General features: G+C 39.5%; 32 protein-coding genes. 17 read left to right on the top strand and 15 right to left on the bottom strand.

Going from position 1 to position 26,418, the window contains the following annotated elements; genetic code table 11:
- The first annotated feature begins 41 nt into the window (after positions 1 to 41).
- The 3 genes from AC2D3N_RS01785 (at position 42) to AC2D3N_RS01795 (ending at position 2,439) form a co-directional block, all read left to right on the top strand.
- Positions 42 to 1,142: an HrcA family transcriptional regulator gene (locus AC2D3N_RS01785; protein ID WP_079677433.1), complete on the top strand. Its 1,101-nt coding sequence runs from the start codon at positions 42 to 44 to the stop codon at positions 1,140 to 1,142.
- A gap of 18 nt (positions 1,143 to 1,160) precedes the next feature.
- Entirely contained in the window at positions 1,161 to 1,547 is a 387-nt protein-coding gene (locus AC2D3N_RS01790; protein ID WP_079677432.1) for a DUF1622 domain-containing protein, read from the top strand.
- Positions 1,548 to 1,653: 106 nt separating this feature from the next.
- Positions 1,654 to 2,439: a hypothetical protein gene (locus tag AC2D3N_RS01795; protein ID WP_079679619.1), complete on the top strand. Its 786-nt coding sequence runs from the start codon at positions 1,654 to 1,656 to the stop codon at positions 2,437 to 2,439.
- Here the strand turns inward: AC2D3N_RS01795 and AC2D3N_RS01800 are convergent.
- Both AC2D3N_RS01800 and AC2D3N_RS01805 read right to left on the bottom strand, forming a co-directional pair.
- Positions 2,436 to 3,179, bottom strand: a complete 744-nt coding sequence (locus tag AC2D3N_RS01800; RefSeq protein WP_484692594.1) for a glycerophosphodiester phosphodiesterase — start codon at positions 3,177 to 3,179, stop codon at positions 2,436 to 2,438. The two genes, AC2D3N_RS01795 and AC2D3N_RS01800, sit on opposite strands and share 4 nt — an antisense overlap.
- 25 nt (positions 3,180 to 3,204) lie before the next feature.
- Positions 3,205 to 4,068, bottom strand: a complete 864-nt coding sequence (locus AC2D3N_RS01805; RefSeq protein WP_484692595.1) for an alpha/beta fold hydrolase — start codon at positions 4,066 to 4,068, stop codon at positions 3,205 to 3,207.
- 596 nt (positions 4,069 to 4,664) lie between these two features.
- Between AC2D3N_RS01805 and AC2D3N_RS01810 the strand changes: the two genes are divergently transcribed.
- Positions 4,665 to 5,669, top strand: a complete 1,005-nt coding sequence (locus tag AC2D3N_RS01810; RefSeq protein WP_079679623.1) for a phosphoribulokinase — start codon at positions 4,665 to 4,667, stop codon at positions 5,667 to 5,669.
- A gap of 164 nt (positions 5,670 to 5,833) precedes the next feature.
- Here AC2D3N_RS01810 and AC2D3N_RS01815 read toward each other — a convergent pair whose 3' ends face one another.
- From AC2D3N_RS01815 to AC2D3N_RS01840, 6 genes are all read right to left on the bottom strand, one after another.
- On the bottom strand, positions 5,834 to 6,166 hold the full coding sequence (locus AC2D3N_RS01815; RefSeq protein WP_079679624.1) for a hypothetical protein: 333 nt from the start codon (positions 6,164 to 6,166) through the stop codon (positions 5,834 to 5,836).
- A gap of 138 nt (positions 6,167 to 6,304) precedes the next feature.
- Positions 6,305 to 7,381 carry a hypothetical protein gene (locus AC2D3N_RS01820; RefSeq protein ID WP_484692596.1) on the bottom strand — a complete coding sequence of 359 codons (1,077 nt, stop codon included), beginning with the start codon at positions 7,379 to 7,381 and terminating at the stop codon, positions 6,305 to 6,307.
- 57 nt (positions 7,382 to 7,438) lie between these two features.
- Positions 7,439 to 8,440: a hypothetical protein gene (locus AC2D3N_RS01825; RefSeq protein ID WP_484692597.1), complete on the bottom strand. Its 1,002-nt coding sequence runs from the start codon at positions 8,438 to 8,440 to the stop codon at positions 7,439 to 7,441.
- 65 nt (positions 8,441 to 8,505) lie between these two features.
- The gene (locus AC2D3N_RS01830; RefSeq protein ID WP_484692598.1) at positions 8,506 to 8,871 is read right to left on the bottom strand and encodes a hypothetical protein; all 366 of its coding nucleotides are present in this window, start codon (positions 8,869 to 8,871) and stop codon (positions 8,506 to 8,508) included.
- Positions 8,872 to 8,935: 64 nt separating this feature from the next.
- Complete coding sequence (locus AC2D3N_RS01835; protein WP_484692599.1) at positions 8,936 to 9,631, bottom strand: hypothetical protein; 696 nt, start codon at positions 9,629 to 9,631, stop codon at positions 8,936 to 8,938.
- A 108-nt stretch (positions 9,632 to 9,739) separates the two neighbouring features.
- A complete protein-coding gene (locus AC2D3N_RS01840) occupies positions 9,740 to 10,000 on the bottom strand; it encodes a hypothetical protein (RefSeq protein ID WP_079679629.1) in 261 nt (86 codons plus the stop codon).
- Between the two features lie 320 nt (positions 10,001 to 10,320).
- Here AC2D3N_RS01840 and AC2D3N_RS01845 point away from each other — a divergent pair, with 320 nt between their 5' ends.
- The 6 genes from AC2D3N_RS01845 (at position 10,321) to AC2D3N_RS01870 (ending at position 12,634) form a co-directional block, all read left to right on the top strand.
- Complete coding sequence (locus AC2D3N_RS01845; RefSeq protein ID WP_079679630.1) at positions 10,321 to 10,659, top strand: helix-turn-helix domain-containing protein; 339 nt, start codon at positions 10,321 to 10,323, stop codon at positions 10,657 to 10,659.
- A complete protein-coding gene (locus tag AC2D3N_RS01850) occupies positions 10,660 to 11,295 on the top strand; it encodes an ImmA/IrrE family metallo-endopeptidase (protein ID WP_079679631.1) in 636 nt (211 codons plus the stop codon). It abuts the gene before it with no gap.
- A gap of 52 nt (positions 11,296 to 11,347) precedes the next feature.
- Entirely contained in the window at positions 11,348 to 11,599 is a 252-nt protein-coding gene (locus AC2D3N_RS01855; RefSeq protein WP_079679632.1) for a UPF0175 family protein, read from the top strand.
- 69 nt (positions 11,600 to 11,668) lie between these two features.
- Complete coding sequence (locus tag AC2D3N_RS01860) at positions 11,669 to 11,974, top strand: hypothetical protein (protein ID WP_079679633.1); 306 nt, start codon at positions 11,669 to 11,671, stop codon at positions 11,972 to 11,974.
- Between the two features lie 53 nt (positions 11,975 to 12,027).
- The gene (locus AC2D3N_RS01865; protein ID WP_079679634.1) at positions 12,028 to 12,255 is read left to right on the top strand and encodes a hypothetical protein; all 228 of its coding nucleotides are present in this window, start codon (positions 12,028 to 12,030) and stop codon (positions 12,253 to 12,255) included.
- On the top strand, positions 12,245 to 12,634 hold the full coding sequence (locus tag AC2D3N_RS01870) for a type II toxin-antitoxin system VapC family toxin (RefSeq protein ID WP_079679635.1): 390 nt from the start codon (positions 12,245 to 12,247) through the stop codon (positions 12,632 to 12,634). The genes AC2D3N_RS01865 and AC2D3N_RS01870 overlap by 11 nt, the downstream gene beginning before the upstream one ends.
- Positions 12,635 to 12,659: 25 nt before the next feature.
- Here AC2D3N_RS01870 and AC2D3N_RS01875 read toward each other — a convergent pair whose 3' ends face one another.
- Both AC2D3N_RS01875 and AC2D3N_RS01880 read right to left on the bottom strand, forming a co-directional pair.
- Positions 12,660 to 12,812 (bottom strand): Uma2 family endonuclease, encoded by a 153-nt coding sequence (locus tag AC2D3N_RS01875; RefSeq protein WP_234996703.1) that lies wholly within the window; start codon positions 12,810 to 12,812, stop codon positions 12,660 to 12,662.
- Positions 12,813 to 12,860: 48 nt separating this feature from the next.
- The gene (locus AC2D3N_RS01880) at positions 12,861 to 13,376 is read right to left on the bottom strand and encodes a peptidoglycan-binding protein (protein WP_079679636.1); all 516 of its coding nucleotides are present in this window, start codon (positions 13,374 to 13,376) and stop codon (positions 12,861 to 12,863) included.
- 137 nt (positions 13,377 to 13,513) lie between these two features.
- On the opposite strand from AC2D3N_RS01880, the gene AC2D3N_RS01885 reads away from it, so the two are divergent.
- Positions 13,514 to 14,740: a DUF1501 domain-containing protein gene (locus AC2D3N_RS01885; RefSeq protein ID WP_484692600.1), complete on the top strand. Its 1,227-nt coding sequence runs from the start codon at positions 13,514 to 13,516 to the stop codon at positions 14,738 to 14,740.
- Positions 14,741 to 14,858: 118 nt separating this feature from the next.
- Positions 14,859 to 16,064, top strand: coding sequence for a glycoside hydrolase family 10-like protein (locus tag AC2D3N_RS01890; protein ID WP_484692601.1), 1,206 nt, complete (start codon positions 14,859 to 14,861; stop codon positions 16,062 to 16,064).
- A 99-nt stretch (positions 16,065 to 16,163) separates the two neighbouring features.
- Here the strand turns inward: AC2D3N_RS01890 and AC2D3N_RS01895 are convergent, their stop codons facing one another.
- The gene (locus AC2D3N_RS01895; protein WP_484692602.1) at positions 16,164 to 17,639 is read right to left on the bottom strand and encodes a site-2 protease family protein; all 1,476 of its coding nucleotides are present in this window, start codon (positions 17,637 to 17,639) and stop codon (positions 16,164 to 16,166) included.
- 56 nt (positions 17,640 to 17,695) lie between these two features.
- Between AC2D3N_RS01895 and AC2D3N_RS01900 the strand changes: the two genes are divergently transcribed.
- The 3 genes from AC2D3N_RS01900 to AC2D3N_RS01910 all read left to right on the top strand — a co-directional run bounded on the left by AC2D3N_RS01900 (position 17,696) and on the right by AC2D3N_RS01910 (position 21,004).
- Positions 17,696 to 18,370, top strand: a complete 675-nt coding sequence (locus tag AC2D3N_RS01900; protein ID WP_484692603.1) for an MBL fold metallo-hydrolase — start codon at positions 17,696 to 17,698, stop codon at positions 18,368 to 18,370.
- Between the two features lie 162 nt (positions 18,371 to 18,532).
- Positions 18,533 to 19,570: a class II fructose-bisphosphatase gene (gene glpX, locus AC2D3N_RS01905; protein WP_079679641.1), complete on the top strand. Its 1,038-nt coding sequence runs from the start codon at positions 18,533 to 18,535 to the stop codon at positions 19,568 to 19,570.
- A gap of 135 nt (positions 19,571 to 19,705) precedes the next feature.
- Positions 19,706 to 21,004, top strand: a complete 1,299-nt coding sequence (locus AC2D3N_RS01910) for a glutamyl-tRNA reductase (RefSeq protein ID WP_079679642.1) — start codon at positions 19,706 to 19,708, stop codon at positions 21,002 to 21,004.
- A gap of 519 nt (positions 21,005 to 21,523) precedes the next feature.
- On the opposite strand, the gene trpA is transcribed toward AC2D3N_RS01910, so the two are convergent.
- The 3 genes from trpA to ndhL all read right to left on the bottom strand — a co-directional run bounded on the left by trpA (position 21,524) and on the right by ndhL (position 22,914).
- A complete protein-coding gene (gene trpA / locus AC2D3N_RS01915; RefSeq protein ID WP_079679643.1) occupies positions 21,524 to 22,327 on the bottom strand; it encodes a tryptophan synthase subunit alpha in 804 nt (267 codons plus the stop codon).
- Positions 22,328 to 22,390: 63 nt separating this feature from the next.
- Positions 22,391 to 22,696 carry a DUF3007 family protein gene (locus AC2D3N_RS01920; protein ID WP_079679644.1) on the bottom strand — a complete coding sequence of 102 codons (306 nt, stop codon included), beginning with the start codon at positions 22,694 to 22,696 and terminating at the stop codon, positions 22,391 to 22,393.
- A complete protein-coding gene (gene ndhL / locus AC2D3N_RS01925) occupies positions 22,696 to 22,914 on the bottom strand; it encodes an NAD(P)H-quinone oxidoreductase subunit L (RefSeq protein ID WP_079679645.1) in 219 nt (72 codons plus the stop codon). Before ndhL ends, AC2D3N_RS01920 begins: the two co-directional genes overlap by 1 nt.
- 392 nt (positions 22,915 to 23,306) lie before the next feature.
- Between ndhL and AC2D3N_RS01930 the strand changes: the two genes are divergently transcribed.
- Positions 23,307 to 23,945, top strand: a complete 639-nt coding sequence (locus AC2D3N_RS01930) for a transposase (RefSeq protein WP_484692604.1) — start codon at positions 23,307 to 23,309, stop codon at positions 23,943 to 23,945.
- A gap of 173 nt (positions 23,946 to 24,118) precedes the next feature.
- On the opposite strand, the gene AC2D3N_RS01935 is transcribed toward AC2D3N_RS01930, so the two are convergent.
- Positions 24,119 to 24,679, bottom strand: coding sequence for a type IV pilin-like G/H family protein (locus tag AC2D3N_RS01935; RefSeq protein ID WP_079679647.1), 561 nt, complete (start codon positions 24,677 to 24,679; stop codon positions 24,119 to 24,121).
- A 261-nt stretch (positions 24,680 to 24,940) separates the two neighbouring features.
- Between AC2D3N_RS01935 and AC2D3N_RS01940 the strand changes: the two genes are divergently transcribed.
- Positions 24,941 to 26,344, top strand: coding sequence for a helix-turn-helix domain-containing protein (locus AC2D3N_RS01940; protein WP_484692605.1), 1,404 nt, complete (start codon positions 24,941 to 24,943; stop codon positions 26,342 to 26,344).
- The last annotated feature ends 74 nt before the right edge of the window (positions 26,345 to 26,418 follow it).

Here is a 26,418-nt window from a genome sequence, read left to right on the forward strand (position 1 = left end):
CCATAGCGCACTTTCGTTAGTCAAATCTGTATCAAAAATAAATGTTTACACAAGTGCATTTGACAGAGCGACACCATCATATTCTCTGGGCAACGATTCGTCACTATATTGCGACGGCCGAACCCGTGGGTTCTAAGGCTTTGGTGGAAGAATACAACCTCAAAGTCAGTCCCGCCACTATTCGTAATGGCATGGGGGTTTTAGAACGGGCTGGACTCCTGTATCAGCCCCATACCTCCGCCGGACGCATCCCCTCGGACTCAGGGTATCGGATTTATGTCGATAAACTGATTACCCCCTCAGAAACCGTTGCAGATGAGGCGCTGCACCTGTTACGCGAACAACTGAATTTAAAAAACTGTAGTTTGGAAGCGGTTTTGCGGGGGGCATCACAAATTTTATCAACCCTGAGTGGGTATATTACTTTAGTTACACTTCCGAAAACTGTCACTACCCGGTTACGACATTTGCATTTAGTTTCTATAGAACCGGGGAAAATCATGTTAGTGGTGGTGACAGACTCCTATCAAACTCAGTCCAGTTTAATTGATTTATCTCCAGCTAATTCTCTCTCGGATTCTGAGGCCATGGGAGTTAATCTTTTACCCAAAGATCAAGAAGTTTTAGAACAGGAATTGCAACTGCTTTCTAATTTTTTAAATGCTCAACTCAGAGGCAAATCTATTTCTGAACTTTCGATTTTAGATTGGAGTGAATTAGATCGGGAATTTCAGTGCTATTCTGACTTTTTGAGAAGGTTATTAACGGATTTAAGTTTTCGGAGCCAAACCCCAGAATATACTCGAATTCTGATTAGTGGCATTGCCGAAGTTTTACATTTACCTGAATTTTCGCAACTGCAACAGGTGAAAACTTTGATGCACTTATTAGAAGAAGAACAGGAACAATTGTGGCCGTTAATTTTCCCTAATCCCAAACAAGAACAACGGGTTACGGTTCGCATTGGGTCGGAAAATCCCTTAGAACCCATTCAAGGCTGTACCTTGGTTTCTGCTCCCTATCGACGGGATAATATTCCAGTTGGCAGTGTGGGAATTTTAGGCCCGACTCGGATGATGTATGAAAATGCGATCGCCGTGGTTGAAGCCGCCGCCGATTATTTGTCTGAGGCACTGAGTTAATTCTTCATCCCTAAATTTATGGTGGGTTTAGAACCTTTAAAAAATAGTTTATCTTCCTTTGTTCATCTTCTAGGATTTTGCTTAGAAGCTCTTTCGGCTTTTTGTATATTATTAGGATTAATTAGTACCTTAAAAATAGCCCTGGCGAGTTTCCGTCGTCGGCAAATTTTTCCATTTATAGAATTACGTCTAAACTTTGGCAGTTGGTTAGCTTTAGCCTTGGAATTTCAGTTAGGTGCAGATATTCTGTTCACAACCGTTACACCCTCTTTTGTTGCTTTAGGTCAGTTAGCTGCTATTGCTATAATTAGGACATTTTTAAACTATTTCCTGAATAAAGAATTAGAAATGGAAACCAAATTTCAGAATGATTTAAAGGAGCAATCTTCCCTGGATAAGTTATAGCAGTTGCCGCATCTGTTAGGACATTCTTGAAAGCTAAAAGCTGCTCACAGTAAGTATTTACCTATTGCCCATTGCCTATTCCCTATTGCCTCTTGCTATATAAAATATGACAGCAAATTCTGATATTTTAAGACGAGCAGAAATAGCAATTACTGAGTTTGAAGATTCAAAAATTTCTGGAGTTTGGACGGGATTAGATCAACAACAAATTATTACGGAATTGCGATCGCGTCTGGTTAATCCGTTTAATATTAATCAAGGCACTCAACCCTTTTGTGGCCCGGCTGCAATTATTTTTGAACTGATTAGAAAAAATCCTCTAGCTTATATTCAACTTTGTCGAAATCTGTTTCAAATTGGAGGATTTCATACCCAAACCAATCGCTGGATTTCTCCGCCTCAATGGTTACAAGAAAGTCCCTTAAATTTACAAATTCCGCAAGTAGATTGGATGGTATTATCTACCCTCAGAGAGTCGGAAAATATGATTTTTCCTGTTGATCCGAATTCCCCTCAACTCTTAAGAAATTTAGCTGGAATGACTAAACCTTGGGAAATTGCAGGATGGATTAAAGAAATTTTAGGCTATCAAACCGTTAATTATAGAAATGCTTACTTATTTGGAGATTTAGAAGCCATTGAAACGGCAAATCAGATGATTCAATCCGGTGGTGTTGCCTTTGCTTTAATTAATGATTCTGGTTTACTCCTAAATCAACCGCCCGTTTTTTCCTATCCTAATCATTGGGTGGCATTATTAGGTGAAATAGAGATTAATCAAAACAGTAACTTGATTAATTTCAAGGTCTATACTTGGGGAAAGGAAATGCAAATTACTGTTGATTTAAAAACTTTTAAAACCCATTTTTGGGAAGTGGTAACTGGAATTTAGGTTTTATGTTGATTGATTTCAAGATTCCCAATTAATGAATTAGTAATAATCCGTTTTACCCCCAGATTAACTAACTTTTTAAAATCCTCTAAATCATCCACCGTCCAAGCCACAATATCTACCCCCTGATTTCGACTCTGGGTAATTATTTCGGGATGTTCTAAAATCACAGGATAATCTACGGTTAAAATAGCATTTCCCTGATTAATTGCTGTTTGTAATTGTTGTTCAAATTGCTGAAGATCAATTAAAAAATATCCCAAGGTGATTTCGGGACAATAATTCCGAATTTGGTCTAAAAATCCTTGATTAAAGGAAGTCATAATAGATTTTTTTAGGAGGTTATTTTGAATTAATAATTCTCCTAACTGTTGGATTTCCTGATCTGACCATTGATGATCGGGTTTAACATCAAAATACAAAAAATCTTTAACCGCTTGAAAGGTTGCGATCGCATCTTCTAAGGTCGGAATACTTTCCCCCACAAATCTTTCTGCAAACCACCCACCCGCATCTAATTCTTTTAATTGCGCCACGGTTTTTTCAGAAACTTTACCCAATACTCCGGTGATTCGGTTTAACTCTTGATCATGAAAAATAACCGGAATTCCATCCGCAGAAATTTGTAAATCAAATTCTAGGGAATTTGCCCCCTGTTGCAACGCAGCATTAAACGCGACCAGAGTATTTTCAGGTGCCATCACCGAAAAACCCCTATGGGCAATAATTTCTAAATCCATAATTTTACCTCTATTTTTATTATTGTCATTTTACCACAATTTGATTATTTAAAAACCTTTCAACCGTTTGATTAAAATGTTCAGCTTCGACTAGAAATGACCAATGATTTCCCGCCACACGCTGAATTTCTAATCGAGTTAAATACTGTTTATAGGGTTTTAATTGCCAGTCCATACGATTTACACCTTTTTCCGGTTGAATTAATAATGTAGGAATATCAATATTTTCGGTTAACCCAGGAACTTCCATCACCTGTTCAAAAATTTCATTTCTAGCAGCACTTCCAAATTTACTTCCCCAACTTCCATCGGGTTTTTGTTCCATTCCCGATATAAATAATTCCTGTTGTAAATCACTCCATCCCGAAAATTGAGCTAATTGTTTAGCCAGATTTTCCGCCTGTTCAAAACTGGTAAATGGCCCCATTAATTTTAAGCAATCTAACTGACGATATAGAATTGGTAGAGTTAATTTAAACAAACCCGGAAGTTTCATAATAAAAATTGGATCAACTAAGATCAGACTATTAAACCGTTCAGGATTTTGTTTTGCCCAAATTGCTGCCAGTTTCCCTGTCCAAGAATGCCCTAAAATATGGGCTTTTGACCAGTTTAGATGCTCCATTAAGGCTGCTAAATCTTCAATAACTTCGGTGAAAGTATAGCCGTGGTCGGGTTTACTACTTTCCCCATGTCCGCGCATATCAGGTGCTATAATATGATAGCGATCGCTTAATTTTTCCCCTAATTTTTTCCAGACTAATGCCTGATCTGCTAACCCATGTAATAACAAAATATTGGTATCCGAGGAACTTTCAATAACAGAATTCCATTCTAAATAAGATAAATTTATTTTTGATAACGATAAATTTTTTCTAACACAACTCATGTTTTATCCTCTTAAAATCATTAATCAGTTGACTGGATATAGCACAATTTCTGACCCAATTGTTCTAATATATTTTAATTTGGTATCCAATCCTTTTCTTCTCTGTTTTGAAGCCCGTACCATTTCCGCAATTCCGTCGGTAAAGATGCCATAATATTTTCCTGAAACAAGCCATAACTTTTATTGTATAATAATACTACTGGGATTTCACATAACCCCCTCCTTCCCCGAATCTGTAACACGCCGTTGATTATCTTTTGTTGCGGTGTTGCGGTGTTGTGGTGTCGCCCGTTCCGGTGTTCCCTTTTGATCCTAAATTTTGGATATAACTCAAATAGGATTGCCATATATTGAAATTAATGCTTGTAGGGATGATCCCCTTCTGGTAAAATCAGAAACAAAAGTTAGTATTAAATACTTAGCTTGCCTAAGTGCAAGGCCTTCTGTCAGTTGGGAGTCTGTTCACTACCACAAAGTTGAGGTTTACTCCACCTTCGGATCAGGTGAAGACTCGACGGTTCTGGCATTGGTCAAGGTTTTAATGCTCTAAATTCAATGATCTAAGTTGTCAACAGTTTCTTTTAGGGTAGAGGAAGATGGGAAATAAGCCGAATCGCGTGGTTTTAATTGGTGTTGCTGGAGATTCTGGGTGCGGAAAATCAACATTTTTACGTCGGATAACAGACATCTTTGGAAAAGATTTTGTGACGGTTATCTGTTTAGATGACTACCATTGTTTAGATCGTAAGCAACGCAAAGAAACCGGAATTACTGCTCTTGATCCTAGAGCTAATAATTTCGATTTAATGTATCAGCAAGTTAACGCTCTTAAAAATGGTATATCCGTTGATAAACCCATTTATAATCATGAAACTGGCGAGTTAGATCCCCCCGAACGGATCGATCCCAATCATATTATTGTGATTGAAGGGTTACATCCGTTATATGACGAACGGGTGCGATCGCTGCTTGATTTTAGTGTTTATTTGGATATCAGCGACGAAGTTAAAATTTCCTGGAAAATTCAGCGCGACATGGCGGAACGGGGACATCGTTATGAAGATGTTTTGGCGGCAATTAATGCTCGCCGTCCCGATTTTGAAGCCTATATTGACCCTCAAAAGCAATATGCTGATGTGGTGATTCAAATTCTGCCCACGAACCTGATTGCTGAAGACAAGGAACATAAAGTCCTGCGAGTGCGTTTGGTACAGAAAGAAGGTGTGGAAGGACTCGAACCCGCCTACTTATTTGATCAAGGATCAACCATTTACTGGACACCTTGCGGACGTAAACTGACCTGTTCCTATCCGGGTCTGAAAATGTATTATGGCCCCGATAACTACTACGGAAACGAAGTGTCTATCCTCGAAGTTGATGGTCAATTCGATAACCTCGATGAAATGATCTACGTCGAAGGACACTTAAGCAATTTGTCTACGAAATACTATGGAGAAATGACCCATCTCCTCCGTGAACGCCAAGAGTATCCCGGTTCCAATAATGGTAGCGGATTATTCCAGGTGTTAGTTGGTCTGAAAATGCGAGCGACCTACGAGCGCTTAGTCGGGGCTAACGAAAAAGTTGCAGCAGCGGTCTAGTTTTTAGCGGTTAGCTGTTCAATTAAACTCGGGTAACGCGGGATCGGCAAATCTCGCGTTATTTTTTATGTTTTTGCCCGTTGTTGTGCTTTTTGCACACCTCGTGAATGAATTATATGTAGGGGTAAATTCATGAATTACCCTTACATATAACTGCGATACATTTAAACATTGGAGCGGTTCAAAAAGTGTGAATCTAAAACTTTTTTAACAGAATCACTTAAGATTTGAATTTGATTTTCCTCCAAGTTTTCAGCCGCATTAAGTTCAGGTTCCGAGGCAATTTCTGTTAATTTAGAATTGATTTGAGGGTTGACATCACAAAACTCAATAATAGCTTCCGATATAGATTCAATTCGATCAGAATCCGATTCCGTCTCGGAGTTATCCAAAACCATTTCTAATCGAGTTAAATCATTTAAAACTTCTGCCGAAAATAGTTCGGGTTTTTGGGTGACAATTTCAGAAAAAAAGGTAATCATCTGTTGAGATTTCATAGCAATCGGTATCCTGACTAAGATTGACAAAGATATTTTCATCCTAGAGTATCAAAAATTGCTCAAAAATGCCAATAATAAATTCCTCCGTTAGTCAAACTCAATCAAATTCAGACTTTCTCCCCATAGCAAGATTGCCTATTTGCCCTTATTGGGGTTTTTAGCCTGTTCTAAAGCAATTTCTTTTACCGCTTGGAACGAACTCACATTAGAAGCTCCTTCTATAGCTTTGACCGCTAAATCTTGAACCTGTTTTAAGGCAGAATCCAATTGTTTTGATAAGGTTTGTAGGCGAGTCTCTTGACTTTGAATGGTTTCCATTAAGGACTTAACCCGCAATTCATAATATTGTTTCTGACCTTCTACTTCTTTTGCCAGTAAATCTGATTTAATTTTAGCTTGATAATTGCCAATATTCCTTCCCAGGTCTTTCCCCCGTTTGATATTATCTTCCAACTTTTGAGGAAATTCTGCTACTTTTGCTTTAACTTCTGCATAAAGTTTTTCTCGTTCAGCAATGGTTTTTTCTCGTTCTGACCATTGTTTTTCCTGTTCTTTTTGTAAATCTTCAAGCTGTTTATACAGGGTTTTCTGGGTTTGTGAATAGGTATCGCTATCAATATTTCGTTGTAATTCTAAGTTATAATTGTAGGTTTCTTGATCCCGCGATCGCGATTTCTTATAAGTTTCATTGCGTTCCTTAATTGTCCGTTGATATTCTTCCTGTTCTTTTTGCCATGCTTTTTGCTGTTCTTGAAATTCCTGTTCTAAGGTTTCTCGTCGTAGACTTAACTCCTGATCAAAGGTTTTTGCACTGGTTTCATAGCGTTGAACTAAAGTGTCTAAGGTATCATCTTCAACGGTTTCTAAATCATGTAATTCTGCCAATTGTTGCAATTCCTGGGTCACATTTTGACGCAATTCTCCCAGTTTTATCGCTTCAGAGGTTAGTTGTTCTGATAATTCATTGATCGCACTCCCAAACCCGGTTTGTAATAGCAATAAATTATCAATTGTTTGCTGCATTTTAGGTTTTTGGACAACAGGTGTAGAGGTCATGGGTTTTATTTTTTCCTCACTAATGGGTTTAACTTCTTTGGGGGTAGAACTCAGTTGTTTAATCTGGGTTTCTAAATCATTTTTTTCTTGAGCTAACTCTTGATAGGCTTCTAATAGTTCGGCTTTAGTATTGCGATCGCTTACTTTTTTAGTCATTTTATTTTCCTTTATTTGAGGTACGGGTAAGAACTAAAATCAGCTAAATTCTAGGGTTTATTTAGTCCCACTATTAGAACTATTTGAACTAGAAAAAGCCCGCATTGCTAGATCCTGAGCTTGTTTTAAGGTTTCTTGTAACTGAGTTGTAATTTGGGTAATTTGTTCATTTTGTCGTTGAATTGTTTGCTCCAAAGATTGAACTTGTAACTCATAACCCTGTTTATTAGATTCCCATTCTTTAGCTAATAAATCTGATTTAACTTTTGCTTCTCGTGTGGCTTCTTGAATCGCTTCTTCCTTCGCCTGATCATGGGCTTGTTTTAGTTGTTCTTCATATCCCGCAACTTGCTGTTGATTGGCTTCAAATTCCGCTTGATTTAGCGTTAGAATTTGTTCTCTTTCTGTCCAATTTTTATCTTTTTCTTGATTTGATTCTAATAAGTCTCGTTCTAATTTCCGTTTGACATCTTCATATTCATCCGTTTCAATTCTTCGAGTTCTTTCTAACTCATAATTATAATCAGCTTCCCCTTGTTCACGATTGCGGGTTAAACGTTCGGTTTCTTCCTCAACCGTAGTATCAAATTCCTGCTGTTCTTTTTCCCAGATTTTGCGTTTTGTAGTAATATCTTTTTGTAAAACTTCTTGACCCAGGGTGGCGTTCTGTTCTAATAAACTTAACTTTTCTTGATGTTCTTGGGTTAAAATATGTAAAGCATCAGCCACAATCCGAATTTTATGAATTTCCTTGAAGTGCTGATTTTCGACCTCAATTCCTCGGTTTAATTCCTCTAATTTTGTTGATTCCGTTCGTAATTTTTCCGTTAATTCTGTAATAACAGAGCCAAAATCTAATTGTAAATCTGCTAACCCTTTAACAATACTATCGACCGTATAAGTCGCCGCAGTTTCTAAAATTTGTTTGCCTTTTTCTTGCTCCGCTTCCTGTTCCTTCGTGGCAACTTTTGACTCAATGCGTTTTTGTTCGGCTAAAATTTGTTGAAAGGCGGCTAAAAGTTGGGTTTTGCTAGTGGGGACAAAAGGGGAATGGGTCATGATCAGTTTCTCCGTTTATAACATCAGCTAGATGAATAAGCAACGGGTGGATATCCCGTTAGAGGTTAATTTTGTTTTCGCAGTTGAGTCACAATATCTTGATATTTTTCAGTCGGTACTGGATCAAGATGGGTGGGATTTTTAGCGATCGCTTGTAGAATCTTTTGACAATTCTGACAACGATTTCCTTCCCAACAATAGCAATTTTTAACTAAGTTTAGCAATAAACTTTGCAGTTGTTGATTTTGGTCTAACAACGCCTGATAATTGCGCTGAACCGATTGAATTACTAAAGATAAATGCTTAATATCTTCACCGATATTTTCCAAATCGTGCATCGTATCTTGACGAACTTGATAGGTTAATTCTCCGGTTTGAATAAATTGATGTTCAAGTGAATCACCAGGTTTCAAGTGAATTATTTTTTTCATATTTTCCTAGAACAAAAAAATAGGAGGCGGGAAAATATCCAGATATTCACCCGCCCTCAATAACTTACACAGAAACGGCATCTAAAGCCGGAGGTAATCCAATATCTTGTCCTGAATTTAACATCAATTTAGAATGTTCCTCTCCTTTCGCATAAGCCGCCATTAAACAGGCAATTTCATGGGGAGGTAAATTATCTAAACAGACCATTTTTCGAGTTCCTTCTAAGTCAATCATCCGTGATAAATTACTCGGATCGGATAAAACCGCCGCCGCTTGTTCGACAATCGACCAATCCGTGCGTTCCTGCCAAGACCATTTTAAACTATAATAATTAATGGGTTTTACAACTCCATTTTCATCAGGTTTCTGGCCGGAATGTTTGCTGAATTCAGGGATAAAAATTCCCGTTGCAGGTTCCACCCCTCGGGCTTGAACTGAAGCCACTAAACGGTTGAAATCACTTAATCCCCGAGATTTTAAATAAGTGACCATGACGACACCTTTCGGTAATTCTCCTGATTCTGCAACCCACCAAATTTGTCCCCATAAAGTGTGTTCTGTTTGTCCTAAACTGCCAAAAAATTTGCTAAATTTCAAGATAGTCATGGAACATTTAGAACCATAATCCGTGTCTCCAATTGTCCACTGTCCCGACTGACAATTATTGCGAACAGCAATTGGAATTTCAGGCACTAATAGGGCTTCTTTCGGTTTTGCACCAAAGACAGTAAACGTCGCTCTTTCTAAGGTTTTAGTCATTTTCTTTTCCTTAATAATTCAGAATTTTTGCACTAATTTTCCCTATCAAGGCGAGTTGAGAAGGATCTCAATTTTCTCGCCTAAATTTTAATTAATTTGGAAAATATCCTATCGAATTAAATGGGATTGTTTTTCCGGTTCGGGATAGGTATATAAAGGCTGTTGTTGAGCTTTGAGAAGGTTTAAAACTCCTAACAAATGCTCTAACAAATGGGTATGGGCGGTGGTAAAATGAATACTAAATCCTTCCCCATCCCGGGCATAACCTGGACAGACTAAGGATGCAGAACTTTGTTCTTCATGGATGGCAATATAAAGCCAATCCTCGTCTTCTAATTTGTAGTGAGTATCTGTCCAAGTTCTGAGCATGGCATTTTCCTCCGGTATGGATTTTGGTTTTTTTACTAAAACCTCAATCCCTAATTAATCGGGTGTTGTTAGCACTCGATTTAGGTTGAATCATCAGACTTTTACCACAAAAGCCACAAACCGCTTTTGGGTATTGAACTTTTATTCAACTTCCCCTATCTTAGTCAATGTTGATGTAATCGTCAAGTCCCAGAGGAAAAATTTTTTTGATCCCGATTTCCCCATCTCTACCCCTTGGTGACTCGTAAGGAGTAGACTGGTGGTAGTGGGTTGAAATTTTATTCAAACCAGAGTATTATCGGAATCGGGAGGAATGTACTATGGAACAAACCTTTGGAAATCTAATTCGCCAAGCGCGGAAAGAGAAATTCTACTCACAGCGTCAGTTAGCGGCATTGCTGGAAGTGGATTTCACCTATTTATCCAAGCTAGAGAATGACCGCGCAGACTACTCTCCTAAAGAAGATGTAATTAGGGGTTTAGCAAGAAATTTGGGTTTAGATGAGGAGGAATTAATCTTTTTGGCGGGGCGAATACCTCAGCATTATGAGACATTTCTCAAAGAAAATAATAAGAGTATGACGGCACTATTCCGCCGAATGCAAGAAAATCCAAACTTTGCCCAGCAAATCTTTGAGGCAGCGCGGGAGGTTGAATAAGTGAGTATCCTGAAACCCTATCGCTTTTATCGTCGAGAGTCGATTGAGCGGCGGGCAAATGAGATTTTGCGACGGATGCAAGCCACACCCAATTTTGCCCCAGAGTGGCCGTTTGAGGCTTCTTTGGTGGCAGATTTCCTGGATTTAGGGGTGGTTTGGGATTGCATTCAACCCGACGAACAGGGGGCGATCGCAGCTCGAATTTTGCCAACAGAACGACTAATCGAAATTAATGAAGAAATTCAAGAGAAACCCAAGGGCTTTATTGAGTCTACTATTGCCCATGAAATCGGTCATTGGGTCTTACATATTAATCATGATCAATTAGAGTCTGGAGGGTCAGAAACTGCGGACAATCTATTAGATGAACCCTTTGTTTGTCGAGCTACTATTGAAGATACCCATTTAGCATCTATTGAATGGCAAGCCCAATATTTTGCCAGTTGTTTATTAATGCCTCGCCCAATTTTAGAAGCCAAACGAGTCGGCCGAGATTTAACCAATTGGCAACACCTTTACACCATCAAAGATGAGTTAGGGGTGAGTATTTCTAATTTAACCAATCGTTTACAAGAATTAGGTTGGATTTCTATTCCTAAAGGAGAACGCACGATTTACCCGGGAAAAGCTGCCTAAAATATCGACCATTTTAGCTGATTATTGACAGTTATTAAATCCCAATACGACCATGCCCAATCTGTCCCTTCCCTATCCCGATGATTTGCTCGTTACTTCTGGTAAATCTCCCGAAAGCTTAGAAGCTGAATTGCTCTTTTTGCTGGCAGTAAAGCTATTTGAGTTACGGCGACTATCTCTCGGAAAAGCCGCCGAATTTTGTCGAATGAATAAACTGCAATTTATGTACGAAATCGGACGATTACAAGTTCCAGTAATCAACCTAGATGATGACCAAATTGCTGACGAATTACGGGATGATTAATCAGATTATTATTGCCGATAGTAGTCCTCTGATATCCAATAAATACTTGAATTAAGGATAATATCAATCATGGCTCGAAAAGTCTTAGGTATTCATTTTGTTTGTAGAAATGGGCTTAATATTGAAGAATTAGGAGACGGTCGATTCAAAAGTGGGGATTGGAAAGTATCGGAAGAAACGGCTAATACCGCACTCTATTTAGCACTTCACGACCATAAAAACAGTTCATCTTATAAACAAGGAATAATTGAACGTTGGGAACACTATGACGGTGACGGAGGCAGAATCATTTTTTATGTAAAAGAATTTGATAGACCGCTAGAATGGGTTGGTGATGGAACAGGAGAAAAAGGATATTGTTGGTCAGAGAACTAAGGTGATAAGAACATAAAGTAACAGTGTAGAATGGTAGAAAGGAGGAACACAAGATGAACATTTCTATCATCGATGAAGTTGTTGAACAGCTAAAAGTCATGCCGGAGGATTTGCAATGGCAGGTACTGGAATTTGCGCGAACATTAGTAAAAACAGAACTTCGAGGGACAACAGGGCAGAAATTGCTGTGTTTTGCTGGCTCTATTCCTCTTGATGACCTTGAATTTATGCGTCAAGCTATTGAGCAAGATTGTGAAAGGGTAGATATTAATGAGTGGTAGATATTTGTTGGATACTAATATCATTATTGCTCTTTTTGCCGATGAAACTGTAATCAAAAATAACCTGGCTCAATCCAATGAGGTTTTTATTGCCAGTATTACTATTGGCGAATTGTATTATGGTGCTAGAAAATCAGGACGAATTCAAGCAAATTTGATCAGAATTGAGCAGTTAGTTTCCAGCAGTACAGTGCTGGTATGTGATAGTGAAACTGCTCAGAAATATGGCGATATTAAAAACAGGTTAAGACTTAAAGGTCGTCCTTTGCCTGAAAATGATATTTGGATTGCTGCCCTTGCACTACAACATCAGTTGATTTTAGTAACACGGGATGCCCATTTTCAAGAAGTTAATAACTTGCAAACAATAGCTTGGTGATTTCTCTCCGTCGTTTGCAATTCTTTCATGGAGGCTCCGCCTCTTTTATATGGGTGTCGGTTGTTCCCGCCATTGCATAGATTTCACCCTTAATATATTCATGTTTGATGGTGTTTTTAGTTTCGATTTCTAGGTATTGTTCTGGAGTTAGATAATTAGGGTCAGAAAGAGCAATCATTGTTTTAATATCCCTATTTTAATTTAAAATTAACGTTAGTAATCTTAATTAAACAACGGGTTCAATAAAGCGTTGATTCGCTCGAACAAAAAACGCTCCCCCCTGATAGGAAACCACTAACCAAGGTTTACCGACTTGATCAAATTTAATCGGATAACGATACTCAGGATGGGGGATTAATACCGTACCCGTGGGAAAACTCGTATCAATATTATAATTAAATCCTGGGCCGCTACGAGCATTTAATTTTTTAGCAGAAATTACTTGCCATTGTTGCCAATTTCCATTAATAAAATCCCCTAATTCATTGGGACTGGGAGACGGTTCAGATTGAATGGGATTAGAACTTTTAATCGCCGCTATTGCTTGTTTGATTTTCAGGACAGTAGCCTCCCCAATTACCCCATCAATCGGTAATTCCATTTCCTCTTGAAAAGCTTTAATAATAGTTTCCAAATTCTGATCAAAAGGCATTCCCAACCGACCAATATTATAGCCCAACTGTTCTAACTGACCTTGAATTTCTCGAACCTTAGCCCCAGGTTCACCACGTTTTAAAATCATGTTTAACTTCTCCTCTCAATCTTCCGGTTTTATGTTAACCTATAGGAATACTAAATAACCCTTAATATTAAATCATTCTCTCGACTCAGTTAACAAGATGTATCCCTATTTTTAGTTCTATCAATCAGGTTAACACAATGGATAGACGGCAATTTTTAAAATTTGTAGGAATTTCAGGTACATCAGCGATCGCAACTTTAGGCACTCACGGATGGATTGCCAAAAGCCTGGCTGCTTCCCCCTGCTCAAAACGCTTAATTGTGGTTTTTCTCCGAGGTGGAATTGATGGTTTAAATGTGGTAGTTCCTTATGCTGAACCCGGATATTATGCCGCCCGTCCGATAATTGCCATTCCCAAACCCGGAACCGAAAAAGGGGCGTTAGATTTAGATGGTTTTTTTGGGGTTCACCCAGCTTTATCCCCCCTAATACCTCTTTGGAAGCAAAGTAATTTAGCCTTTGTTCATGCGATAGGTTCTCTGATTTCTAACCGTTCCCACTTTGAAGCCCAAGACCAGATGGAAACTGGAACCCCCAACACTCAAAAAACCGCCGATGGCTGGATGAACCGTTTATTAGGTGTTTTGCCTGGACATACTCCCGTTGAGGCTGTCAGCGTGGGTACGGTGATACCCCGTATTTTATCCGGTTCCCAGTCCGTTGCCAATATTACTCTCAATTCCAACAGTACCCGGGAACTTCCTATTGATGGGGATCAAGTCAAGGCGGCTTTTGATCAACTTTACGCCAGTAACGACGCCCTCAGTTTAGCCTACCGAGAAGGGAGAACCGCCCGAGAACAACTCCTGAAGGAATTGGATGCGGAAATGCAAGCCGCCAACCAAGGAGCACCCTTACCCAAGGGATTTGCGGGGGAAGTTCGACAATTGGGGAGTTTGTTAGTGCGAGATCCGAGTATTCAACTGGCTTTCATGAATCTGGGAGGCTGGGATACCCACGTTAGCCAGGGAGGATCGACCGGACTTTTAGCGAATCGGTTAGCTTTTTTATCAGAGGGTTTAATGGCGTTGGTGGAACGGTTAGGGGATGTTTATGGGGATACAACAATTGTGGTGATGTCGGAATTCGGCCGCACAGTTCAGGAAAATGGTAATGGGGGGACGGATCACGGCTATGGGAACGTGATGTGGCTCTTGGGCGGGGCGATCCAAGGGGGAAAAGTTTATGGTAAATGGCCGGGTTTAGCTAAGTCGGAGTTATTTGAACAACGGGATTTAAAGGTGACAACGGATTTTAGAGAGGCGATCTCTCAGATTTTAGCGAGTCAGTTTAAACTCAATTCTCAGCAGATAGGTCGAGTTTTTCCCGACTTTACTCCGACTCAAACCGTGAGTCTACTCTGAAATTGAGATTCAAGGTTAGAAAGTCAGCAAAATTTGGTAGATTATTAAAATATTCTAAAAATACAGGATTATCTGCTAAATTGCTGATTTCTGTTTTAAACTTATACACTTGGGTTTCATGGCGAAAAGTTCGTGGCGATATGGTCTTTCAAAAAGCACAAAACAAATACTAAAATCAATTTCTCTGATGATTTTAGGTCTGGGATTAATAGTTTTGTTATCCGCCCACCCTGGTATGGCGAATACTCCCAAAATCTTTCCAGAAATTAGAGGGGTTTGGGTGACAACAAATGATACAGATATTGTTAGAGATCATGCTAAATTACAGGAAGCAGTTAATCAACTAGCACGACTCAATTTTAATACAATTTATCCGGTGGTTTGGAATTCGGGTTATGTGTTTTATCCCAGTGGAGTAGCTCAAGCGGGAGGATTTCAGCCCTTTATTCGTCGGGGGTTACAGGGACAAGATATTTTAGCAGATTTAATTAATTTGAGTCATCAAAAAGGGTTATTAGTAATTCCTTGGTTTGAATTTGGATTTATGACCTCGCCATCTTCGGAATTAGCCTTAAATCATCCCCAGTGGTTAACCAGCCGCCAAGATGGAATTCAGACCTGGGAAGGCGCCGCCGGAGAGGTAGTTTGGTTAAATCCCTTTCATCCAGAAGTCCAACAATTAATTACTAATTTAGTGTTAGAAGTCATGACCCAATATCAAGGGGATGGTATTCAATTTGATGATCATTTGAGTTTACCGATTGAATTTGGTTATGATCCCTATACGGTTAAGTTGTATCAGCAACAAACGAATTCACTCCCCCCGAAAGACCCAAAAGATCCTGCTTGGGTGCGTTGGCGTGCAAATAAAATTACAGAATTTGTGGAAAAATTGCATAAAACCGTAAAAGCAAAAAATCCCAAAGCGATTTTTTCTGTTGCTCCTAATCCCTATCATACCGCTTATAATAGTCATCTTCAAGACTGGGTAAGTTGGGTGAAAAAAAATCTAGTTGATGAGTTAATTGTGCAGATTTATCGACCCGATTTACCAAGTTTTGTGAGAGAATTAGTTAAACCAGAAATTCAAGAGGCGCGGGGCAAAATTCCGACCGGAGTAGGAATTCTAACAGGGTTAAGAAATCGACCGATAGGGATGCAACAAATTCAAGCTAAGATACAAGCAGCGCGTCAAAATGGCTTAGGGTTTTCGTTCTTTTTCTATGAAAGTTTATGGGATGAAGCACCTGAACCTGCCAATGAAAGACAAGCAAAATTTCAATCCCTATTCTATTATCCAGCTTCGCGGGCATTTTTGCGATAATATTTCAAAGGGGAAATAGGTAATGGGCAATAGTGATTGATTTTTCAAGTGTTCTAAGATGCTTAACAGCTTATATCTTCCCCATTACCCATTACTTACTTAATAATTAAACCATTGAGCAACAACCGAAGGCATCGGGAGGATTAATAATAATAATAATCCCAAGGTTGATAACCCAATAACATCTCGAATATTATTGAGTTCACTGACATCATTTAAGGCGGGTTCGTCCTGTAAGGGAAAAAAGAATAATAATAGGGCTAAGATGATAAATTCACTGTGAATTAAGGCTAAAATTAAGATTAAAAATCGAGCTACTTGACCGATGATTAGACTGATTTTTTGACCGAACATAGCATGAACAATATGACCGCCATCTAGTTGTCCGATGGGGATTAAATTAAATGCTGTTATCATTAATCCTAAATATCCCGCGATCGCCACCGGATGTAAATGGATAGCGTGTTCAGAAGTTAACCCAGCACCTAATATCAACTTACTCAATACCGTTAGTAAAAATGAAAAACTAGGATTCAAAGATTCAAAATTTAGAAATCCTGAAGTTTTGGGATCAAAGGGAACAACCGTTGACTGACTTAACCCCCAAATCAATAGCGGTAAGCTCATGATCAATCCAGCTAAAACTCTAACAACACTAATATCAAATAATGCTTGGCGATGGGGAAAAGGCGAGCGCATTTGAATAAAAGCACCCAAAGTTCCTAACCAAAAAGGAATCGGGATAAAATAAGGTAAAGTCGTCTGCATTTGATACCGACGAACCGCCAAATAATGAACCGATACATGAATTCCTAAAATTCCCATTAAAGCGATACTATAGGGTAATCCTGCTAATAATAAACCTGGGTGATCTTGCCAAGCATCCAGAGGAATATTTGCCATTTCGACACCCGCCGCCGTGGTTGTAAATAGGGTAATTAAAAATAAACAGAAAGCCAAAATAGGACGGGTTAAGGGTTCAGATTGAAGGGGATTATCAGCCTTTTCTTGATAGGGATTGGGGACTAAAGCAAAGAACGGTTTATCTTGAAGATCCTGTTGAAAAGCAATTAAAAAGCGATCGCTAAATTTAGCCTGAATATTATCTCGAATCGTCTGATAAGCCCGATCAGGATTAGACCGTAACTGACCCCGACAAATCACCGCTTGTAAGCGATATTCAATATTATGTAAGGGAAAGACTGTCCAAGGAAAACAACTGCGAAGAATGTCTTCTTCCTGTTGATCCAGAGGGCGGGGGAAACTGGGTTTTTCCAGGGGAAGAATCGGTTTTGTTGCAGTGGCGATATCTGATTCCGGTGATGGTGGAGGGAGACGACCCCACTGCACTAAAAACCAATATAAACAGGGACAAACAATAAAGGGAATAATCACTAACCCGGCGGGAATGGGTTTTTGATCGTAGATCCAGATCCAAGTCCCCCAAATGAACGCCGGAGTCATCATCACCAACCACAGCAACCAAACCGGAGTCCGGGTAATTTGAGCTACACCCCTTTGTAGTAGCCAGTAGGTCATCAACCCCAAAATTATTAACCAAAATAACATGATCATCGGCAGTTTTTATTGGCTAAAATCGACAATTACACCGTAAAAATTAATCTAATAATATGTCACAGGAGCGTTCTGTTCCCAAATCCCCCCGGCTTGTGCTGGAAAATATTTACGCTTTCCCGCCTAACCGGGAAACCTTGGGCGGAACAGCCTATTTCATTGTGGAGAACCAGACAAACATCTTGATCGATGCTCCCCCTTGGAATCCGACAAATCAGCAGTTTATCGAGCAGCTAGGGGGTGTTCAGTGGTTATTCATTACCCATCGGGCGGCTATTGGCTCATCCCGAGAAATTCAAAAAACCCTAGGATGCAATATTCTGATCCAGGAACAAGAAGCTTACTTACTACCCGAGTCCAAGGTAACCACTTTTGGGACTGAGTTAAAATTGAGTTCCCAGAGTTCAGTTTTTTGGACACCTGGACATTCCCCTGGTTCATCCTGTCTTTATTTTAGTGGGCATGGGGGGGTATTGTTCACCGGACGCCATCTATTACCCAATCTCCAAGGCCAACCGGTTCCCCTACGCACCGCCAAAACCTTCCATTGGCCCCGACAATTAAACAGTATTCGATTAATCTTGGAGCGCTTTAATTCCCATACCCTGAACTATATTTGTCCGGGGGCTAATACCGGAGCCTTACGGGGAGAACGTTTGATTAATCAAGCCTACGACAAATTGGCAATTCTGGATTTAGAAGCCTGTCGGTTGACCGAAGCGATTTTTTAGTCCAGAGGAAGTGTATATAGATGCTGACTCCCCTGACTCGCAGTAAAAATTAACAAAAACTAAACTCCCCCAAATGCAAACCGCATCCCCCCCTCTGATAGACTAAAACACTGGGAGTGTCTAATAATTCGGCAATCTCAGTTCTTGGGAGGAAATAATTCTGTGGATAATGTTATTGGGTTAGAGATTATTGAAGTCGTCGAGCAAGCGGCGATCGCATCGGCTCGTTTAATGGGGAAAGGCGACAAAAATGAAGCCGACCATGTGGCCGTGGAAGCCATGCGTAAACGCATGAACCAAATTCACATGAGAGGTCGGATCGTAATTGGGGAAGGGGAAAGAGACGAAGCCCCCATGCTTTATATCGGTGAGGAAGTGGGGATCTGTACCCAGGAAGATGCAGCTAAATTCTGTAACCCCGACGAACTGCTGGAAATTGATATCGCCGTTGACCCCTGCGAAGGAACTAACTTAGTCGCCTATGGTCAAAATGGCTCCATGGCTGTCTTAGCGATTTCCGAAAAAGGTGGTTTATTTGCGGCTCCTGATTTCTACATGAAGAAATTAGCAGCCCCGGCGGTGGCGAAGAATCACGTTGATATTAACAAATCCGCCACCGAAAACCTGAAAATTCTCTCTGACTGCATGAACCGCGCCATTGAGGACTTAGTGGTGGTGGTGATGGATCGTCCCCGCCACAAAGACCTGATCAATGAAATTCGTACAGCCGGTGCTCGGGTGCGTTTGATCAGTGATGGAGATGTTTCTGCCGCGATTTCCTGTGCCTTTTCAGGAACCAATATTCACGCACTCATGGGAATTGGGGCTGCACCAGAAGGGGTGATTTCTGCTGCTGCGATGCGGGCTTTAGGTGGTCACTTCCAAGGTCAGTTAATCTATGATCCCGAAGTGGTGAAAACCGGATTGATTGGGGAAAGCAGAGAAGGGAATCTGAATCGCCTCAAAGAAATGGGAATCAATGATGCTGATAAGGTCTATGATGCCCATGAATTAGCCTCCGGTGAAACGGTGTTGTTTGCGGCTTGTGGGATCACACCAGGTACCTTGATGGAAGGAGTGCGCTTCTTTAGTGGTGGCGCTCGGACACAAAGTTTAGTCATTTCTTCTCTGTCTAAAACTGCTCGTTTTGTCGATACTGTTCATATGTTTGGCGCACCCAAAAATATTCAGTTGCACTAAAATTTAAGCGATCAGTAATCAGTAATCAGTTTTAGATTTTGGTTTTTTTGGCTAACACTTGAAAACTATTAGCAATTTACTGATTACTGATTACCAATTACTGATTTTTGAAACCATATTTATAACAACTGTTCTATGAATATTGCTGTTGTAGGTCTGAGTCATAAGACCGCACCCGTTGAAGTTCGTGAAAAATTGAGTATTCCCGAACCCCAATTAGAGGCTGCGATCGCTCATTTATTAAGTTATCCCCATCTCGAAGAAGTTGCGATTCTTAGCACCTGTAACCGCTTAGAAATTTATTTAGTAGCAACAGAAACTCAACCTGGAATCAGGGAAGTTACTCAATTTTTATCAGAAAAAAGTAAATTACCTTTACAACAATTACGCCCCCATTTATTTACCCTGATTCATGATGATGCCATCATGCACTTAATGCGAGTTGCCGCCGGGTTAGATAGCCTAGTTTTAGGGGAGGGACAAATTTTATCCCAAGTTAAACAAACCCATAAATTAAGCCAACAACATAAAGGGATTAGTCGCATTCTCAACCGTTTATTTACCCAAGCCTTAACCGCCGGAAAACGGGTGAGAACCGAGACCAGCATTGGTACAGGGGCGGTTTCTATTAGTTCGGCTGCGGTGGAATTAGTGCAGATGAAAGTCCAGAACTTAAGTAATTATCGAGTTGCCATTTTAGGCGCGGGCAAAATGTCTCGGTTATTGGTTCAGCATTTGTTATCAAAAGGTGCAAACCAAATTTCTATTTTAAATCGGACACTAGGACGGGCGAAAGAATTAGCAAATCAATTTCCCGATGCTGATTTACGGATTTATACCATGTCGGAAATGATGTCTGTAATGGCAAATTCTGATATTGTATTTACCAGTACCTCCGCTACGGAACCCATTATAGACCGAGCTAAATTAGAAACGATTTTAACCCCATCTCAACCCCTAATGTTAGTGGATATTTCTGTACCTCGAAATATCGCTACCGATGTCACCGAATTAGCCAATGTTCAAGCCTATAACGTCGATGATTTAAAAGCGGTTGTAGCCCAAAACCATGAAAGTCGTCGTAAAATGGCACAGGAAGCCGAAGTTTTATTAGAAGAAGAAGTCCAAGCTTTTGAGGTCTGGTGGCGCAGCTTAGAAACTGTTCCTGTGATCAACTGTTTACGCGATAAAATTGAAACGATTCGAGAACAGGAATTAGAAAAAGCCCTATCTCGCTTAGGTTCAGAATTCGCCGACAAACATCAAGAAGTAATTGAAGCCCTAACCCGGGGAATTGTCAATAAAATTCTCCATGACCCCATGGTACAACTGCGCGCCCAACAGGATATAGAAGCCCGACGTCGCGCCATGCAAACCCTACAAACCCTATTCAACTTAGAACCGGAAAAGAATTCGGGTCAGCAATACAGTTAGGTTTGTTCTGTTTTTCCTGAATTTTTCCCACCAATAACGCGGTCATCAATAACTATTACTGATGGCCGCGTCTTTTCATTCTTGCGCCGTTGTTGCGCTTCAGCGCAATCTTGAAGTCTAAAGCCCAACAACCCGCTTACCAAGAGACTTGTAGACCCATCTAACCTTAAAAGTGGGTGATTGCAAAAGACCTCTTGCAATCGTTTGGCAAGGTTGCAATAATAATAAACAGAAAGGCACATTACGAGGGTTTCAAGGAGCTGGAGGTAATGTGTTTATGGGAGCACCATACCTCCAGCGTTCTTGCTTTCTTTTAAGGAAACCCCAAAAAACAACCGAGTGTTCTCACTCTGGAAGTTCTAAAGATTGAATAGACTCAAGTGTGAATTGATCACAAACACACTCAGCTAAATAAATTATACACAACAATTGTTTAAAAGGCTATATCGTCCTTGAAAAATTACGGAAATAGTTACATTTAATACCCAAACGGGGGACTTGGCATACAAGTCCTGTATTTTAGTGTTGAATTGCCGATTTTAGGGATTGACAAAACTGACCAATATCCGCCAAACCCTGTTCCGGTGTTCCTTCCGCCAATCGTTTAACGAAAGCACTCCCGACAATCACCGCATCTGCACCCCAGTCTCGCATTTGGGTCGCTTGTTCCGGTTGAGAAATCCCGAACCCAACCCCAATGGGTTTATCCGTTAGACCTCGCATTTCCTTGAGGATATCTTCAACCCGGGTTTGGACTTGGGTACGCATCCCCGTAACCCCGGTAACACTCACTAAATAAATGAACCCCTGGGACTGACGGGCGATTAACTCAATCCGTTCTTTCGGACTGGTTGGCGCCACTAACAACGTCACTTCTATGCCAATTTGACGGGCGGGTTCCAATAAAGTTTCCGCTTCTTCCAAGGGTAAATCTGGGACAACTAAACCCCTCGCCCCGGCTTGATAAATCTGTTCTAAAAAGGGTTTAATCCCTCGATGTAAAATGGGATTATAGTAAGTGAATAAAATAATTGGGGCTTTCAAGGTTGGGCTAACCGTTGTCACCATTTCTAATACTTGATCTAAACGGGTTCCCTTTTGTAAAGCGCGAGTTGCTGCGGCTTGAATTACCGGGCCATCGGCTAAGGGGTCAGAATAGGGAACCCCCAACTCAATTAAATCAGCCCCATTTTGATCCAGAATTTGTAAGGCTTTCGCGGTTGTTTCTAAGTTCGGATCACCGGCGGTAATAAAAGGAATTAAAGCACAGTTTTTTTTGTCCGAAGTTCTTAAGGATTCAAAGCACTGAGAAACAGAAATCATTAAAATTAAACTCAAATAGACCAACTAATTATCCAATAATTAAGCAGAAAAAAAGTAAGATTTTCAATTATTTTTTTCTGCTTCAACTTCCGCTTGCAATTGAGCCAATTCTTCTGGAGTCATTTCTTCCAGTCGTTTTTGAAAAACCGCATCTTCGTAGTTTTTCAGTTGTTGGTTATAGGTCATATTTCGACTTCCCACCCGGAATAAATAAGTGAGTAACCAAATAAATAAACCACCGACTAAAAAAGTCTGACTCCAGATGCCAGCATCAACGCTATTCAGACCCGCCCATTGTAAAATTAGGTAGATCGATCCACCTATCAAAAAGACGAGCATTCCAATAGCAATAACATCAATTCGTCGCATTAGCTGGCAATTTTTCTAGGTTGAGGACGGAAATTAAAGAAGGGAGCTAGAAGAATTAATCCAGGGAAAAAGAAGAAGACTAAAAAGTACATAAATGCGCGTTCAAAAGAACTGGCCACATACCAACGAGCATTCATATAGGCATATAAGGCAGCCGGAAGCACTAACAAATAAGCACCCGCTAAAGCGGCGTAGAGTAATAGGGTAATCAGTAGCATAATTGCAGGTTTAAAAATAAACAGCCACTTAACATCAGACAATTTTAAACTATAGCACCCAGTGGCGGGAATCGGGACAGGGCCGTTTGATTTTCTCCAAAAACGGGTGTGACCTCTCCCCCGACCCATCTGCTTCGAGGTGTTGTTACAATAGTTCTCAAAGTCAAGATATTTGTCGAGCTACGGAGTGCAGAAAACACAGTTTGGGGGAGTTAAATGGGTATGATCGTCATGACTATATTTGAGTTCAGGGGGTAATCTATTTAATTATAGTAAATTTGATTATCCTCAATCCTCCGGTGTAGGGGCGAGGCGCGCCTCGCCCCTACGGGTGCGAATACTTTCAACTTAAACCTCGAATGTAGATTATCTATTTTTATCATCAAAAAAATATGCCCTATAATCCACAAATTCATCATCGGCGTTCTATTCGTTTAAAAGGATACGATTATACTCAACCTGGGGGATATTTTGTTACGATTTGCACGAAGGAAAAACAATGTTTATTTGGAGATATTGTTCAAAGGGAAATGCGATTTAATTCTTTAGGGGCGATCGCTTTTAATACCTGGCAACAAATTGCTGAAAAATTCCCTCATGTTGAATTAGACTATTTTATCATCATGCCGAATCATATTCATGGGATTTTAATTTTCCATGAAATCATTGCCGATCCTCAATTCCCCGTAGGGGCGAGGCGCGCCTCGCCCCTACACCGGACATCATTATCAGAACAAGAAATATCTTCAGAATCAACACAACGACCTCATGGTGCTGCTCCAAAATCCTTGGGTGCTGTTGTGGGTTGGTATAAATCTTCTGTGTCTAAATCTATTAATAGAATTTGTAATAATTCCGGTCAAGGATTAATTTGGCAACGAGATTATTATGAAGAAATTATCAGAGATGAAACCGCTTTAAATGCAATTAGAAAATACATTATTGAAAATCCCTTACGTTGGGAAGATGATCCAGAACATCCGCCTTTAAATAAAATTAAAAGTGAATTACTGATTGATCTTCCCTTTTAAATTTTGATCATCTCGAACTATATTGATGGGGTTTTAACCTTTTATAAAACTATTGCTGATCCTCAATTCCCCGTAGGGGCGAGGCGCGCCTCGCCCCTACACCGGACATGATTATTGCTCAACTTTCGATTAAGATCCTCATCTTTTTTATTGTTACCAACCTTACACATCTATTATCTTTCAACCTCTGAATAACCAGGGGGACAACTATTAGCATCTTCGTGTCTTGGGGGAAAATCTCTCGTAGGTTGATTACTTTCACAAAGTATCGATGTTGAAGAATAGTTCCCTGATGTCCCTTGCAAACCAACGATTGCTGTGTAAGTTCTTAACTCATCTCTTTTGCTTAAAGCTACCATTTGAACAAATTTCTCTTTATTAATCTCAATAATACTGTAAGAATAGTTATCTGTTTCTGATTTTAGACCTATACCTAAGTATTGTAACCCTTCTAACCTAGATGCAAAGAAAGAGTTTTCCACATAAAATACTTGCTGCCCTTTGCTCATTGACGAGAGATACTGTTTTGCTTCAGACTGTTTAGCTTGATTTGCCCTTTCTTGAAAAATCTGTGTAGCTTTGTTTAAATCATCTACCAATTCTGCTGGTGTTTCTTCCGCCATCAGCCATTTTGAACCGGATGGCAACACCATATTATTTGTAAATTTGAAGTTAAAAAACGGCAAAAAGGATAAAATAGTTAGACTAAAATACAAAGTTTTTTGTGAGACCATGATAACTTAACCTTAATTATTTATTTGGCTTTGAGTTTTAACAGTTGTTATACTTTTTACATAGTGAGTATTTGATTTTATTACTATAGAGCATCTTTCTGATTTTTGCAAGGTGCAAAATATAGGATTTTGTACAATATATGTTAATATTTATTCAAGGTAAAACCTAAAATGAGTATATAAATATAATTTTGTAGGAAAAAGTTGCAAAAAATCGGAAAATGTGAAATAATAGTTAATCATTTGTAATATTTAAGTCAAATGGACTTTGATGAAATGCTGACATGGGCTGACCAAGTGGTATTTGAAAAAACAGGGAAACACTTAAGTAGTCTGCAAGAAGCGATATTAATGGGGGTGTGGGATAGTCAAAAATACGGGGACATTGCTAACCAATACAACTGTACCGAACCTCATGTTAGAAAAGCTGCATCGGAATTATGGCAGGTGATATCAGAGGAAGTTGGGGAAGTTGTTAATAAATCTAATTTACGCTCTACATTTGGAAGAATTCAATTAAATAATAGTATTCATTCTGCTTACTTTTGGAAGGATGTTAAAATCGAAAATATTAGTTATTGTGGAAACTCTACAAAACCCCCAAAAGCGAAACAAAACGCCCCACCAACAGCAACAGAAAATCAACAATATTCGATTATAAAACCGCAAATTGATTTAAGAGATGCACCGGAATTAGCAACATTTGATAATCGCACTTCTGAACTCAATACTCTAAAACAATCAATCCTAGAAAAACAATCTCGCATGATTGCTATTTTAGGAATAAGCGGAATGGGAAAAAGTGCGATCGCCCGTCATCTAGTTGAACAGATAAAAACAGAATTTGATTGTATTATTTGGCGGAGTCTTCGTAGCTTTTCTTGTTTAGAAACAACCTTAAAAGAGTTGATTCAATTTTTATCAAACCACACGGAATTAAATCTTCCTGATGATCTCGATGGTCAATTAGCAATTTTATTAGAATGTTTACGCGATCGCCGTTGTTTAATTATCTTAGATGATGTTCAGTGTCTATTTAAAGACGGTCAACTGGTGGGCAATTATCAACCGGAATATCAAAACTATAGTAAATTCTTTAAACTGATCGGAGAATTAACCCATAATAGTTGTTTACTATTCAATAGTTGGGAACCTCCCTTAGAAGTCGTTACCTTGAGTGGAGAGAGTGGTTTAACTCAAATTTTCTCCTTAACAGGTTTAGGACAAAAAGCAACGCAAATATTGAAAAACCAAGGATTACAGAATGAGGAAAATTACCCAGAATTAATTAATCTATTTCGAGGAAATCCCCTTTATTTAAAATTAGCTAATCATTTGATCAAGCAATTATTTGGAGGTAAAATTAATCAATATATCAGTTATAAACCTGTCTGTTTAGGAGATGAATTAACCCAAATTTTACAACAACAGTATCAGCGATTATCGGAATTAGAAAAAGAAGCGATCGCTTTTCTGTCTTCCCACCCTCAACCTGTTCTACTATCACAATTATTAGGACAATTTTCTGATACTCCAAATCAACTCTTTAAAGTGCTGCTTTCCTTAGAAAGACGAGGATTAATTGAAAAACAAAATTTAGACAATGAAATAGTTTTTACAGTTGATTCCGTGATTCAAAATTATATTTTATCTTGCGGTGATTAAAGTATTAAAATCATCACAAAATGTAGGGACGGGTTCGCGTCAATCTTTGACATCCCAGCAATAACCTCTCTAAA

It is taken from the genome of Planktothrix sp. PLAVEN19ND (genome assembly GCF_057220675.1).